This window comes from Streptomyces sp. P9-2 (genome assembly GCF_051903975.1).
GTDB lineage: Bacteria > Actinomycetota > Actinomycetes > Streptomycetales > Streptomycetaceae > Streptomyces > Streptomyces cellulosae.
This window is the reverse complement of record NZ_CP192633.1, coordinates 686419-699971: the sequence shown is the minus strand read 5'-3', so window position 1 is coordinate 699971 and position 13553 is coordinate 686419. Positions and strand designations below refer to the sequence as shown.

11 protein-coding genes and 1 riboswitch are annotated in these 13553 nt (G+C 72.3%); of the genes, 5 read left to right on the top strand and 6 right to left on the bottom strand.

All coding sequences use genetic code 11. The features are described 5' to 3' along the window. The first annotated feature begins 14 nt into the window (after positions 1–14). Positions 15–536, top strand: coding sequence for a DoxX family protein (locus ACQY0Z_RS03190; RefSeq protein ID WP_189898785.1), 522 nt, complete (start codon positions 15–17; stop codon positions 534–536). Here ACQY0Z_RS03190 and ACQY0Z_RS03185 read toward each other — a convergent pair. Next, positions 533–808: a hypothetical protein gene (locus ACQY0Z_RS03185; protein ID WP_189898783.1), complete on the bottom strand. Its 276-nt coding sequence runs from the start codon at positions 806–808 to the stop codon at positions 533–535. The two genes, ACQY0Z_RS03190 and ACQY0Z_RS03185, sit on opposite strands and share 4 nt — an antisense overlap. Then, positions 795–2207, bottom strand: a complete 1413-nt coding sequence (locus tag ACQY0Z_RS03180) for a PspC domain-containing protein (RefSeq protein ID WP_439811808.1) — start codon at positions 2205–2207, stop codon at positions 795–797. The genes ACQY0Z_RS03185 and ACQY0Z_RS03180 overlap by 14 nt, the downstream gene beginning before the upstream one ends. Before the next feature lie 173 nt (positions 2208–2380). Here ACQY0Z_RS03180 and ACQY0Z_RS03175 point away from each other — a divergent pair, with 173 nt between their 5' ends. Both ACQY0Z_RS03175 and ACQY0Z_RS03170 read left to right on the top strand, forming a co-directional pair. Further along, positions 2381–3673: an ATP-binding protein gene (locus ACQY0Z_RS03175; RefSeq protein WP_189898779.1), complete on the top strand. Its 1293-nt coding sequence runs from the start codon at positions 2381–2383 to the stop codon at positions 3671–3673. Then, positions 3670–4413, top strand: coding sequence for a LuxR C-terminal-related transcriptional regulator (locus ACQY0Z_RS03170; RefSeq protein WP_189898777.1), 744 nt, complete (start codon positions 3670–3672; stop codon positions 4411–4413). Before ACQY0Z_RS03175 ends, ACQY0Z_RS03170 begins: the two co-directional genes overlap by 4 nt. A gap of 19 nt (positions 4414–4432) precedes the next feature. Here the strand turns inward: ACQY0Z_RS03170 and ACQY0Z_RS03165 are convergent, their stop codons facing one another. Continuing rightward, entirely contained in the window at positions 4433–5473 is a 1041-nt protein-coding gene (locus ACQY0Z_RS03165; RefSeq protein ID WP_381725783.1) for a C40 family peptidase, read from the bottom strand. A gap of 364 nt (positions 5474–5837) precedes the next feature. Here ACQY0Z_RS03165 and ACQY0Z_RS03160 point away from each other — a divergent pair, with 364 nt between their 5' ends. Then, a complete protein-coding gene (locus ACQY0Z_RS03160) occupies positions 5838–6191 on the top strand; it encodes a hypothetical protein (protein WP_254585320.1) in 354 nt (117 codons plus the stop codon). Positions 6192–6315: 124 nt separating this feature from the next. Here ACQY0Z_RS03160 and ACQY0Z_RS03155 read toward each other — a convergent pair whose 3' ends face one another. Beyond that, complete coding sequence (locus ACQY0Z_RS03155; RefSeq protein WP_254585319.1) at positions 6316–7491, bottom strand: C40 family peptidase; 1176 nt, start codon at positions 7489–7491, stop codon at positions 6316–6318. A gap of 24 nt (positions 7492–7515) precedes the next feature. Further along, positions 7516–7652: riboswitch (cyclic di-AMP (ydaO/yuaA leader) on the bottom strand. Between the two features lie 252 nt (positions 7653–7904). Between ACQY0Z_RS03155 and pcrA the strand changes: the two genes are divergently transcribed. Next, positions 7905–10385 carry a DNA helicase PcrA gene (pcrA, locus tag ACQY0Z_RS03150; RefSeq protein WP_254585318.1) on the top strand — a complete coding sequence of 827 codons (2481 nt, stop codon included), beginning with the start codon at positions 7905–7907 and terminating at the stop codon, positions 10383–10385. Positions 10386–10476: 91 nt separating this feature from the next. Here the strand turns inward: pcrA and ACQY0Z_RS03145 are convergent, their stop codons facing one another. Both ACQY0Z_RS03145 and ACQY0Z_RS03140 read right to left on the bottom strand, forming a co-directional pair. Further along, positions 10477–12021 carry a M23 family metallopeptidase gene (locus ACQY0Z_RS03145; RefSeq protein WP_439813343.1) on the bottom strand — a complete coding sequence of 515 codons (1545 nt, stop codon included), beginning with the start codon at positions 12019–12021 and terminating at the stop codon, positions 10477–10479. A 320-nt stretch (positions 12022–12341) separates the two neighbouring features. Then, the gene (locus ACQY0Z_RS03140) at positions 12342–13211 is read right to left on the bottom strand and encodes an esterase/lipase family protein (RefSeq protein WP_189898768.1); all 870 of its coding nucleotides are present in this window, start codon (positions 13209–13211) and stop codon (positions 12342–12344) included. Positions 13212–13553: the final 342 nt, after the last annotated feature.

Here is a 13553-nt window from a genome sequence, read left to right as displayed (position 1 = left end):
GAGGCAGCGGCGACATGACGCACGGCATGCGCGCAGACAGTTACACCCCACGTCCCGACGGCGACGGCGGGCTGCGGGACAGGGCCGCCCGCTTCGCCCTGCTGCCGCTGCGGATCTTCCTCGGCGTCACCTTCATCTACGCGGGCCTGGACAAGCTCACCGACAGCGCCTTCCTCAAGGACTCCGGGGCTGGGTCGATCGGCGACATGATGCGCGCCGTCCGCGACTCCTCCGCCATCCCCGCGCTGGTCGACATGGCGCTGGAGAGCCCCGTCGGCTTCGGCTACGCCATCGCCTTCGGCGAGCTGGCCGTCGGCATCGGCACCCTGCTCGGGCTGCTCACCCGGATCGCCGCCCTCGGCGGGGCGCTGATCTCGCTCAGCCTGTGGCTGACCGTCAGCTGGGCCGCCGAGCCGTACTACTACGGCAACGATCTGCCGTACCTCATGGCCTGGACCCCGCTGATCCTGGCCGGGGCGCCGCTGCTGTCGGTGGACGCCGCTCTCCGCGCACGGCGCCGACGCGGGACGTTCTAGGACCTGTCGTCCGGCGGGGCCTGGCCTCCCGGCGTCCGCGCGTGGCCGGCCGCGTCCGCCCCCTCCGGGGCCGGACGGCCGAGGCGGCGGCGCACCTGGCCGGTCACCACGCCCACCGCGCCGGCCAGGCACAGGCCGCCCACGACGAGCGGGATCACCACGAACCACGGCGTCTCCCAGGCCCCTCCCGCGTCCCCGCCGTAGATCACCGCGGCCGCGACGAGGGCGGTGCCGGCGACCAGCCGGCCGGGCTGGAACTCATGACGCAGCACGGCTCACCTCCGCCTGGCCCGCGCCGACCCTGAGGTCGAGCCGCAGCGTGCCCGCCTTCCCCGCTCCGGCGGGCGGACGCAGGGTCATCTCCTCGTACTTGCCCGGCGCCACGTCCACGTCCTTCCGTCCGTCGCCCGGCACCTGGATGTCACCGAGCCCCACCTCGACACGCAGCCGCACGGTCACGTCCCGGGGGACGATCACATGGATGCGGCCCAGTCCCACCTCGACCTCGGTGGAGACCGTGTCGCCCGCCGGCACCCGGACCGCCGACAGGTCCAGCCCGCCCTCGCCGGCGCCCAGGTCGTACACCGGGCGTATCTGCGCGACGGAGGCGGGCCGCCAGTCCGTGCGGGTCCAGTCCGTGCCGATGTCGTGGGGCACGGCGGCCGACCCGGCGAGCAGGCCCGCCGTGAGGATCGCGAGGACGATCGACCCGGCTCCCGTGCGGCCCAGGAAGGCGCTGACCGCGATCCCCAGGCCGATGACGCCGAGGGCGCACGCCAGACCCGTCTGCAGGCTGGTGCCCAGCGCCTGTGTCTCCCACGTGAGACCCGTGCCCAGCCCGGCCGCGAGCAGCGCGAACAGGACGACCCAGCCGCCGATCGCGCGCGGTCCTCTCGGCCTGGGCGGGCGCGCCCGCGGCGGACGCCACACGTCCTTCGCGCCGCCGCCGCTGCCGGAGCGGACGCCGACGCCGACCGCGGTGGCGATGTCCAGGTCCCGCGAGTCCTCGGGGCCCCACAGATAGCCCGTGCCCCCGACGTACGTGCCGTCCTTGACGATGGGCTCGCGCCACCACGACGGGTACGCGGCCGGGACCGGCGGTGCCTGCGGCTCCGGCGGGGCGTCGGCGGCGGCCTGCGCGGCGATCGGGTCCGGGCTCGGCGTGCCGCGCCGCCGCGACCAGTAGGCGGCGCCCGCGAGCAGCAGGGACAGTATGACGGCGAAGCTCAGCACCCCGTCGTTGCTCAGCATCGACAGGAAGACGCCGCAGCCGACCAGCGCGAACAGCACCGCCGCCAGCGTGTGGCCGTCGACCCGGCCGGTGAGCAGCCGGCGGACCTGGTTCTCGTCCTCGTCGTCGTACGGGACGAACAGCCAGGCGAAGCCGTAGAAGATGAGGCCGAGGCCGCCGGTCGCGGACAGCACGGCGAGCGTGATCCGGAAGATCACGGGGTCCATGTCGTACTGCCGGCCGAGACCGGCGCAGACCCCGCCGAACATCTGGTGCCGCCGGTCGCGCCGGAAGGGCCGGCCGGGGTCGACGGCCCCCGCCGGTGCGCCGGCCGTCCCCTCCTTCCCCGCGCCCGCACGGGAGGGGCCCGGGGCGGGCGCGCCCGACTCGGGCCCGGGACGCGGTCCCGGACCCGACGCGGCGTGCTGGTGATCCGTCATGGGTCCATGGTGACGGGCGAGCCGCGCCGACGGCAGTCGGGACGACCCTGGCCGGACCCTGATATCCGCCCCTGATCCCGATGTCAGGGGGCCGACCCCGAGATCCGGATCAGGGGAGTCTCCGGGGCCGACCCTGATGCCCCCGGACTGCTCGGCGTGTGACCATCGTTGGCATGTCGGAAGCCGCAGCAGCGCCCCTCGCCGAGCCGCGGCCGCCGCGCAAGCTCTACCGCAGCAGTGACGGACGCTGGCTCGGGGGAGTGGCGCGGGGGCTCGCCGGACACCTCGGTCTGCCCGTGATCTGGGTGCGCCTCGCGTTCGTCGCCCTGTTCATGGCCGACGGTCTCGGGGCCCTGCTGTACGCCGCGTTCTGGTTCTTCGTGCCGCTCGGTGTGGGCGGCGTCGACGCGCAGAAGCCGCCCTCGCCGGTCACCACCGAGACCACCCCGGACGGCCGCCGCAGACTCGTCACGCGGAAACCGGACAAGGGACAGATCGTCGCCCTGCTCCTCATGGTCGTGGTGGCCATGATCTTCGTGGGCAGCGTGGACCTCACCAACGGCGCCCGGGCCTACCTGTGGCCGACCGTCCTGGTCGGCGCGGGCGTGGCCCTGGTGTGGCGGCAGGCGGACAACGCCCGCCGGGCCCGCTGGATGGAGGTCGGCCGCCGCAGGCGGACGGTCACACTGCTGCGGGCCGTGGCGGGTGTGCTGCTGGTGACGGCGGGCGCCTCCGGCATCTTCGTCCTGCGCGGCTCCGGCAGCCACCTCGGCGCGGTGCTGCAGGCCGCCCTCGCGGTCCTCGTCGGCATCACCCTGCTCGCGGGCCCGTACCTCGTTCGTATGACGCAGGACCTCTCCGAGGAGCGCCTGATGCGCATCCGCGCCCAGGAGCGCGCCGAGGTCGCCGCCCACGTCCACGACTCCGTGCTGCACACCCTCACCCTGATCCAGCGCAACGCGGACAACCCCGGTGAGGTGCGCCGCCTGGCCCGGGCCCAGGAGCGCGACCTGCGCGCCTGGCTCTACAAGCCGGAGGGCAACGGCAAGGACGAGGACGAGGAGCCCACCACCCTCGCCGAGGCGGTCAAACGCAACGCCGCCGAGGTCGAGGACAAGCACGGCGTCCCCCTGGAGGTCGTCGTCGTGGGCGACTGCCCCCTGGACGAGAGGATCGGCGCACAGATGCAGGCCGCGAGGGAAGCGATGGTCAACGCCGCCAAGTACGGTGGCGAAGGAGGCGCGGTCCAAGTCTACGCGGAGGTCGAGGGCAGGACGGTGTTCGTGTCCGTCCGGGACCGCGGTCCCGGGTTCGACCTCGACTCGATACCCGCCGACCGCATGGGCGTCAGAGAATCGATCATCGGCCGTATGGAACGCAACGGCGGCACGGCGCGGCTGCGCGCGGTGCCGGACGGGGGAACCGAGGTCGAGCTGGAAATGGAGAGGGCGGAGAAGACGTCATGAGCGAGCCGACCGAGGCGAACGCAGCGGCGGAAGCGGCACCCGCGGACGGGACCGCGCAGCCGGCCGGCGGCGCCGGGCGGCGCCATGTGCGCGTGGTCCTCGTCGACGACCACCGCATGTTCCGTACGGGGGTCCAGGCGGAGATCGGGCAGACCGAGCAGACCGGTGTCGAGGTGGTCGGCGAGGCCGCCGACGTGGACCAGGCGGTCACGGTCATCACCGCGACCCGGCCCGAGGTGGTGCTGCTCGACGTGCACCTTCCCGGGGGCGGCGGCATCGAAGTGCTGCGGCGCTGCACGTCGTTGATGGGGGACCCGGAGCGGCCGGTGCGTTTCCTCGCGCTGTCCGTGTCGGACGCGGCGGAGGACGTCATCGGCGTCATCCGGGCCGGCGCGCGCGGCTACGTCACCAAGACGATCACGGGAGCCGACCTGGTCGACTCGATCTTCCGGGTGCAGGAGAACGACGCGGTGTTCTCACCGCGGCTGGCCGGGTTCGTGCTCGACGCCTTCGCGTCGACGGACGCCCCGCCGGTGGACGAGGACCTCGACCGTCTCACCCAGCGCGAGCGGGAGGTGCTGCGGCTGATCGCCCGCGGATACGCGTACAAGGAGATCGCGAAGCAGTTGTTCATCTCGGTGAAGACGGTGGAGTCGCACGTCTCCGCGGTGCTGCGCAAGCTGCAGCTGTCCAACCGGCACGAGCTGACCCGCTGGGCGACGGCCCGCCGCCTCGTCTGAGCAGCGCGGCCGAGCCCGGTCACACCACGCGTGTCGCCCCCGCGAACGGCATCTGGTCGACGGGGGCCACGCGGACCGGGGCCGAGGGGTTCGGGGCGTGGATCATCTGCCCGTTGCCGATGTAGAGGCCGACGTGGCTGATGCCGGAGTAGAAGAACACCAGGTCGCCCGGGAGGAGTTCGGACCGGGAGACGCGCCGGCCCGCGTCGATCTGCGCGTACGTCGTGCGCGGCAGGGAGACGCCGGCGGAGCGGTACGCGGCCAGCACGAGCCCCGAGCAGTCGAAGGCGTCCGGGCCGGTCGCGCCCCACACATACGGGCTGCCGAGCTTCTGGTGGGCATAGGCGACGGCCTGCGCGGCGCGCGCGTTCGGCGCCTGCGTCGGGGCGGCGTCCCGGGCCGTGCCGCCGGCCGAGCGGGTGGCGCGGTCGGAGCCGCCGGTGATCCGGGCGCGCTCCTCGGGCGACATCCGGGACAGCGCCTCGCGGGCGGCGGACAGCTTCTCGGCGATCGTCCGTTTGTGGCGGCCGAGTTCGGCCCGGCGGGCGGTGAGCGTCTTCACCTCGACGCGGGCCGCGCCGCGCAGCTTCTCGATCTCGCGGAGCTGGGCGCGCACCCGGCCCAGTTCGGCGTGGTGGCGGCTGCCCGCGCGCTCGGCGAGGGCCGCACCGTCGAGGTAGGCGTCGGGGTCGTCGGACAGCATCAGCCGCAGGGCGGGGTCGAGGCCGCCGGCACGGTACTGGGCCGCCGCGACCGTCCCCAGGGTTTCCCGGGCCTTGTTGAGCCGCGACTGGGCGCGGGCCGTCTCGTCCTGGAGGTCGCGCAGCCGCTGCCGCGCCGTGTCGGCCTTCTCCTTGGCGCCGTTGTACTTCTCGGTGGCGACCTCGGCCTCGCGGTACAGGCGGTCCACGTCGGCGCCGGAGGGTGTCGGCCGCGGTGCCGCGTGTCCCGCTCCGTCGAAGCCGGCCGCGGTGGCCGCTCCGGCGAGGACGACGGTGGCGGCCGCGCGGGCCGTGGTGCCGCCCACCGGGCGCTGCCGTGTCCTGCGGTGCGCTGCCACCCTCGGTGCCGTCCTTCCCGCTGACGCCCGCCGGCGCCGGAAGTCCCTCCGGTGGTCCGGCGGCGGGGTGACAGGGGAGCCGTCCGCCGCCGGACCCTTTCTTCGGCGGTGGTGTCCGGCCGCCGCTCCTGGCCCGAGCGGCGATGCAGAGCCGGTCACCTGGGGCAGGACGCTAGGCCCGGCCGCGCGGCGCGGGATGCGGGTTGTGCGGAAGTGTTGCCCATGGACCGCCGGGTGACCGTAAGTGACCGTCGAATCGTGTACGGCGCTTCGTTCTCACTCAGGGTGATGACCGATGTGGTGAAGGCGGGAAGGGCGAGGGCGGCGGAATGCTATGGGACGCCCCTGGCTAGGCTCCGGCCTCATGGACGTACTCATCCACCTCTTCGTCGGCCTGCACATCATCGGCATCGCGTCGCTGCTCGGCGGCTTCCTCACCCAGATGAAGGCGATGGGCGCGGGCACCGCCCGCTTCGTCCCCGCGATGCTGCACGGCGCGCTGACGATGCTGGTCACCGGCGTGATCCTGGTGGGCCTCAACCAGGCCCAGGACTACTCCGTGGACAACATCAAGATCGGCGTGAAGCTGGCGCTGCTGATCGTGATCCTCGGCCTGGTCTATGTGAAGCGGGACGAGGAGAAGGTGGACAAGGGCGTCTTCGGCCTGGTCGGCCTGCTGACCGTGGCGAACATCTTCATCGCGGTCCTCTGGACCTGAGCCGCGTCCCCGGAACGCCGGGGCCCGCCCTCGACACGGAACCGCCGACCGAGCCTCTCCGGCCCGGTCGGCGGTTTTCGTATGTGCGCCCTCTGCGTCCTCTGCGTCCTGTGCGCCCGTGCCGTCAGGCCGGCCGGACGATGCTGTGGATCGCGGAGTCGCCGTCGTAGAAGATCGACTCCTCGCGGACGTACGTGCCCGGCTTCGGGGCGTGGATCATCATGCCGTTGCCGATGTAGAGACCCACGTGGGTGACGTCGTCGTAGAAGAAGACCAGGTCACCGGGCTGCGCCTGGGACACCGGGACGGTGGTGCCGGCGTTCACCTGGTCGTAGGTGGTGCGCGGGAGGGAGACGCCGGCGGCCTTCCAGGCGGCCTGGGTCAGCCCCGAGCAGTCGTAGGAGCCGGGACCGGTCGCGCCCCAGACGTACGGCTTGCCGATCTGCGCGCGGGCGAAGGCGAGGGCCTTCTCGGCCTTGGTGCCGTACGACGAGTCGGCGGGCGGGGTCTCGGTCGAGCCGGACCCGGATCCGGACCCGGTGCCCTCCGAGGTGCCGCCGCCCTGCTGCGCGGCCTCCTCGCGGGCCTGCTCCTGCTCCGCCTGCTGCCGGGCCAGCTCCGCGGCCTTGCGGGCGGCCGCCTCCTGCTTGCGCTTCTCGATCGCGGCGAGCCGCGCCTTCTCCTCGGCGGTCAGCTTCGACAGCAGTTCGCGCGCGTCGGCGAGCTTCTTCTGGACGGTGGCCTTCGCCGTTTTCAGGTCGCCCTGCGTCTCGGTGAGCGTTTGGAGGCTCTCGGTGGCCTCCTGCCGCTTCTTCATCGTCTCGGTCTGCTGGGTGACGTAGTCGTCGACCGCCGCCTTCTGGCGGCCGGTCATCCGGTCCAGCACCTGACGCTGGTCGAAGATGTCCTGCGGGGTCTCCGCGAGCAGGAACGTCGCGGTGTCGGGCATGCCCGCGCCGGTGCGGTACTGGGCAGCCGCGTAGGAGCCCAGCTCGGCGCGCGCCTCGTTCAGCTTCTGCGTGCGCTGCGCCACGTCGTCGAGGAGGGTGTCGACGCGCTTGCGCTGCTTGGTGGTCTTCTCCTTGGCCGCGTTGTACTTCTCGGTCGCCGACTCGGCCTGCCGGTAGAGGTCGCCGACCTTCTTCTCCACCTCCTCCAGGCTCGGCCGGTCCTCGCCGGGAGAGGCGTTGGCCGTCTGGGAGAGCAGGGCCACAGAGGTGAGCGCGGCCGTGGCGAGGGCCGGGGTGCGTATGCCTGCCACGCGCGTGCCGGGGGTGCGCGACTTGCGGTGCGACGCCAAGGGAGGCGACTCCTTCCGGTGCTCCGCCTACCGGGTTAGCTGTCGGGTTCGGGCGGGTGGAAGGGTTGCCCTACGGCCTCTCCGAAGAGTGGGCCGATTCACCCCAAGTCTCGGTGGGTCCCCGGCTCCGGCTGCCCTGGCGGACAGTGACGGACTCGGCGGGGGCCGCGCGGCCCGGCGAGGTTCGCCGGCGGGGGACGAGCGGCCCGGACGGCACGGTAGCCAACTGGTGTGGTCCTTGTGAAGGTTGATGGGTGATATGCCCGATACATTTTCGTGACCTTCTTGGGGATGTCACGCACGGTGAGGCGCTGACCGTGGAGGGTGCCCGCCGGGGCGCCCCCGCGAGGGGCCGGGGGATGTTCCCGGGGCGGGCCCGGGTTGTCGGTGGAGCGCCCTAGACTCGGAGAGCGATGAGCAGCCTCTTTGACGACAGCTTCCTGGCGGACCTCCAGGCCCAGCGCGGCCCGGCGGACGAGCCCCCGCCGCCGCCCGAGGACGAGCACGCCCCGGAGCCCCTGCCGGACGACCTGTTCGGCGGGAAGTTCGACGTGCCCCCGGAGCGGGACTCCTACTACCGGGACGGCGCCCCGCGGCCGGTGATCGACTCCGCCGCGCTGCTCGAGGGGCTGAACGACAACCAGCGCGCCGCGGTCGTGCACTCCGGCTCCCCGCTGCTCATCGTCGCCGGTGCCGGGTCCGGCAAGACCCGTGTGCTCACCCACCGCATCGCCTACCTGCTCGCCGAGCGGGACGTCCACCCGGGCCAGATCCTCGCGATCACCTTCACCAACAAGGCCGCGGGCGAGATGAAGGAGCGCGTCGAGCAGCTCGTCGGGCCCCGGGCGAACGCGATGTGGGTCATGACGTTCCACAGCGCGTGCGTGCGCATCCTGCGCCGCGAGTCCAAGAGGCTCGGCTTCACGTCGTCCTTCTCGATCTACGACGCCGCCGACTCCAAGCGTCTGATGGCCCTGGTCTGCCGCGACCTGGACCTCGACCCCAAGCGCTTCCCGCCGAAGTCCTTCAGCGCGAAGATCAGCAACCTGAAGAACGAGCTGATCGACGAGGAGGACTTCGCCGCGCAGGCCACGGACGGGTTCGAGAAGACCCTCGCCCAGGCCTACGCGCTCTACCAGTCGCGCCTGCGCGAGGCGAACGCGCTGGACTTCGACGACCTGATCATGACGACGGTCAACCTGCTCCGTGCCTTCCCGGACGTCGCCGAGCACTACCGCCGCCGCTTCCGGCACGTCCTGGTCGACGAGTACCAGGACACCAACCACGCCCAGTACGCCCTGGTGCGCGAGCTGGTCGGGGGCGCCTCCGAGCACCCCGTCGACGTGCCGCCGGAGGCCGAGGTGCCGCCCGCCGAGCTGTGCGTGGTGGGCGACGCCGACCAGTCCATCTACGCCTTCCGCGGCGCGACCATCCGCAACATCCTCCAGTTCGAGGAGGACTACCCGGACGCGACGACGATCCTGCTCGAGCAGAACTACCGCTCCACGCAGACGATCCTCTCCGCCGCCAACGCCGTCATCGAGCGCAACGAGTCCCGCCGCCCGAAGAACCTGTGGACCAACGCCGGCACCGGCGCGCTCATCACCGGCTACGTCGCCGACACGGAGCACGACGAGGCGCAGTTCGTCGCCGACGAGATAGACCGCCTCACGGACGCGGGCGAGGCCAAGGCCGGCGACGTCGCCGTCTTCTACCGGACCAACGCGCAGTCCCGTGTGTTCGAGGAGATCTTCATCCGCGTCGGCCTGCCCTACAAGGTCGTCGGCGGCGTGCGCTTCTACGAGCGCAAGGAGGTCCGGGACGTCCTGGCCTACCTGCGGGTGCTGGCCAACCCCGAGGACTCGGTGCCGCTGCGCCGCATCCTCAACGTCCCCAAGCGCGGCATCGGCGACCGCGCCGAGGCCATGATCGACGCGCTCGCCCAGCGGGAGAAGATCAGCTTCCCGCAGGCGCTGCGCCGCGTCGACGAGGCGTACGGCATGGCCGCCCGGTCGGCGAATGCGGTCAAGCGGTTCAACACGCTGATGGAGGACCTCCGGACGGTCGTCGAGTCGGGTGCCGGACCGGCGACGGTGCTGGAGGCCATCCTCGAACGCACCGGCTACCTCGCCGAGTTGCAGGCCTCCACCGACCCGCAGGACGAGACCCGCATCGAGAACCTCCAGGAACTCGCGGCCGTCGCCCTGGAGTTCGAGCAGGAGCGCGGCGAGGGCGAGACCGGCACGCTGGCCGACTTCCTCGAGCAGGTCGCCCTGGTCGCCGACTCCGACCAGATCCCCGACGAGGAGGACGGCGACGGCGTCATCACGCTGATGACGCTGCACACCGCCAAGGGCCTGGAGTTCCCGGTCGTCTTCCTCACCGGCATGGAGGACGGCGTCTTCCCGCACATGCGCGCCCTCGGCCAGACCAAAGAACTGGAGGAGGAGCGCCGCCTGGCCTACGTCGGCATCACGCGTGCCCGGGAGCGGCTCTACCTCACCCGGTCGGTGATGCGCAGCGCCTGGGGCCAGCCGTCGTACAACCCGCCGTCGCGGTTCCTGGAGGAGATCCCGGCCACGCACCTGGAGTGGAAGCGGACCGGCGCGAGCGGTCCCGTGGCCTCCGGCGCGGTGTCCGGGGTGGCGGCGTCGCTGTCGTCGTCCCGCTCCCGCTCGTCCGCGTCGGGCGCGTCCGGCTTCGCGACGCGGCGCACCTCGGAGAAGCCCGTGGTGTCGCTGGCGGTCGGGGACCGGGTCACGCACGACCAGTTCGGCCTGGGCACGGTCGTCGCGGTGAAGGGCACGGGGGCGAACGCGGAGGCGACGATCGACTTCGGCGACGAGAAGCCCAAGCGGCTGCTGCTGCGGTACGCGCCGGTGGAGAAGCTCTAGCGGTCCGCGGACCGAGCGGCCCGTCGTGGGGCCGGGGTTCGCCCCGGTGCCGCGACGGGCACCGGATCAGGGTCGGCCTACGTGGGTTCGTTTACGTGGGTTCCAGGCCGTGGCTGCGGAACCAGGCCAGCGGGTCGATCGCCGAGCCGCCGCCGGGGCGGACCTCGAAGTGCAGGTGCGGGCCGGTCGAGTTGCCGGAGTTCCCGGAGAACGCGATCTGGTCGCCGGCCTTGACGGTCGCGCCGGAGGGCACCTGGTAGCTGGAGAGGTGGCAGTACCAGGTCTCCGTGCCGTCCATCGCGGTCACGATCAGCATGTTGCCGTAGGCGGAGTTGTACTGCGTGCGCACCGTGCCGTCGGTCGCCGCCAGCACGGGCGTGCCGTACGAGACGGGGAAGTCGATGCCGGTGTGGAGGGACATCCAGTTGATGCCGGACTGGCCGTAGTAGGCGCTGAGTCCGTGCTGCGCCACCGGGAGCGCGAACTTCGGGCGGAGCCGCTCCTTGCGGGCCGCCTCCTCGGCCGCCCGCCTGCGCTCCAGCTCCTGCTGGGCCTTGAGGTCGATGCGGCCCTGGGCGCGGCTGGCCCGGTCGGCGAAGTCGTCGGCGCCGGCGGCGAGGCTCTCGAGCTGGGTGTCCAGCTTGACGTTGGCGACGGAGGGCTGGACGGGCTGGGCATCCGCGGCGGTCGTCCGCGCGTCCTGGCCGCCTTCTTCGGACAGATCGCCGACCGAGGCGGCCGCGATGCCGGCGACACCCATCACGCAGGCCGAGGGCACGGCCACGGTCAGCAGCGCGGAGCGCTTGGGCGGGGTGCGGCGGCGGGAGCGGGACCCGGAACGGGAGGCGGCGCGCGGTGCGGGGGTGACCTCTTCCTGCTCGTCGAGGAGGGAGACGGCGGGCAGTTCGCCGGTGTCGGCCGGTTCACCGGCCCCGGGTTCGTCCGGACCGGGCTCCCCGCGGTAGGCGTCCTCCGCGTAGGGCTGGTCGGGCGCGTCCTGCTCGTAGGACTCCTGGGAGAAGCTCTCCTGGGTGAAGTCCTCCTGCGCCGCGACGTTCTCGTGCCCCGCGAAGTTCTCCTGGTTCCCGAAGTTCTCCTGCTCGTACGGCTCGCCGCCGTACTGCGCGTCCGGTGCGGGTGTCTCGCCGCCGTCGGTGTTCCACTGGGTGGCGTCGTAGACGCCGCTGTCGAAGGTCTGCGTGCCCCAGTCCCACTGCTGGGTCGGGTCCGCGGGCTGCTCGGCCGGGAGCCACGCGTTCGCGTCCCACTGGCCGGTCTCGGTGGACCCGCCCTGCTGGGGGATCACCGCCATCGGCTGCTCGCCGGTGGTCCAGGCGGTCGTGTCATGACCGCCGGTCTCGTACACGGCCTGCTGGAAGGCGTAGGCGTCGTAGTGCCCGGTGTCCTGCGCGCCGGCCGTCCACTGGCCGGTGGTCCAGGCGGCCTGCGCGGGGTCCTCGCCCGGCATGCTCCCGAAGAGGGGGTCGGCGGCGAAGGTGCCGGCGGCGTGCTCGCCGGTGCCGTAGTAGGTGGCGTCGTAGCCGCCGTAGGAGGTGACGTCCCCGTACGGGACCTCCTGGCTGCCGTACGACGCGTAGGGCGCCGAGGCGGCATCGGAGGCCGGAGCCGGGGTCATGGTCCCCGACGGGTGACGGTCGTTCACCAACTTCTCTTTCGCCTCGACAACAGGGGCTGCCAGAGCAGTGCGGCGACTGTACCCGGCGGTATGCGGGCGCGACAATCTTCCGCAGGTTTCGCGGCCGCAGGAAACGGGCATTCGGTCGGGTTTTGGCGGTCGGCGGGCGCGGTCTTGGCTCTTTGTTCGACGAGTGTTCGAGATTGTGAGGCGCGGGCGTCGGCAAGTCGGCCGTCCCTGACCGATGTTGTTCGCTTGTGGACGCGAAAGATCGCTCGGTCCGGGGTGAGGGGTGCGGGCGTGTCGTGAGCCCCCGTGTCTCAGGCGACCGTGAGGCCGTTCGCCCGTCCGCCGGACGGTTCACCCGGATGCGCCGTGTCCAGCGCCTCCCGGATGCCCGTCGCCACCGCCGGGTGCACCGGCAGCGCCAGGTGCCCCACACCGCTCACCCGCACGTTGACCGCCTTGAGGTCCGGGTGCTCGATGCACGCGTTCTCCAGCGGATCCATGATGTGGTCGAGGTCGCTCCAGAACGCCACGAAGTGCGTACGGCACCCGGGCGCGGGCCGCGCCAGCTCCTCCAGCACCGGGGACCCCGGACGCATCTGCCGCACGATCGGATGGGCGTTGGCCAACGGCGCCACCCGCGTGCCGGAGTGCGGGGTGCCCAGCGTGACCAGCGTCCGCACCCTGCGGTCACCGCCCAGCCGCTGCACGTAGTACCGCGCGATCAGCCCGCCGAGGCTGTGCCCCACCACGTCCACCTGCTCGCTCCCCGTGCGCTCGCAGACCTGCTCGACATGGCGTCCGAGCAGCTCGGCCGCCGTGCGGATGTCGCACGTCAGCGGGGAGTAGTTGAGCGACTCGATCTGCTGCCGGCCGTGCTGGGCCAGGCTGCGGCGCAGCAGGACGAAGACCGAGCGGTTGTCGATGAAGCCGTGCAGCAGCACGACCGGGGGCTTGGCCTCCGTCGGCAGCTGCGCCGTCCCCTCCGGGGCGGTCAGCGCGGAACGGTCGGGGCCGCGCCGCTCCTGGATGATTCCGGCGGGATAGAGGAGGACATGGCCCGCCAGGATCGCCAGCTCCAGGGCGGTCGCCTTCAGCAGGCTCACGGAGAGATCCGCCAGCCGGGCCGGCAGAAGGCGCCGGCAGAGGGGCAGGAACGGAAGAGCTGCCTGGGTGACCTTCATGGCCGACCTCCTGTCGGCACGCGAGGGGACAGCCTCGTCCCCCGTGTGCCCTCGTGGAATGGCGCTCCGAGTGCGGTCGACGGTGCGCGCCGGTGAAGCGCGGACGGTGCGCGGTGGTGGGTCGACCTCGAGGCGCATCCCTTATGCGCATGTTCCCACTGTTGTCCGTGTGTCGCATGAGCACTCGGCTGCGGGGCCGGGCCCGGGAACGCTGCGCGACGGACGTGTCCCACCGTGTGATTTCCCCCTCCCTGTGCACCGTGAAACTGCCGGTTGCGGGATGCTGGAGATAACGTTCGTTCACTTCTGCGGCCGGTTCGGGCCGGGGAATCCGTGCGATGT

Bases quoted from the DNA above. Each gene is read 5' to 3' on its own strand.
- ACQY0Z_RS03190 (WP_189898785.1), top strand. From the start codon at position 15: ATGACGCACGGCATGCGCGCAGACAGTTACACCCCACGTCCCGACGGC.
- ACQY0Z_RS03180 (WP_439811808.1), bottom strand. From the start codon at position 2,207: ATGACGGATCACCAGCACGCCGCGTCGGGTCCGGGACCGCGTCCCGGG.
- ACQY0Z_RS03175 (WP_189898779.1), top strand. From the start codon at position 2,381: ATGTCGGAAGCCGCAGCAGCGCCCCTCGCCGAGCCGCGGCCGCCGCGC.
- ACQY0Z_RS03170 (WP_189898777.1), top strand. From the start codon at position 3,670: ATGAGCGAGCCGACCGAGGCGAACGCAGCGGCGGAAGCGGCACCCGCG.
- ACQY0Z_RS03160 (WP_254585320.1), top strand. From the start codon at position 5,838: ATGGACGTACTCATCCACCTCTTCGTCGGCCTGCACATCATCGGCATC.
- pcrA (WP_254585318.1), top strand. From the start codon at position 7,905: ATGAGCAGCCTCTTTGACGACAGCTTCCTGGCGGACCTCCAGGCCCAG.
- ACQY0Z_RS03145 (WP_439813343.1), bottom strand. From the start codon at position 12,021: ATGACCCCGGCTCCGGCCTCCGATGCCGCCTCGGCGCCCTACGCGTCG.
- ACQY0Z_RS03140 (WP_189898768.1), bottom strand. From the start codon at position 13,211: ATGAAGGTCACCCAGGCAGCTCTTCCGTTCCTGCCCCTCTGCCGGCGC.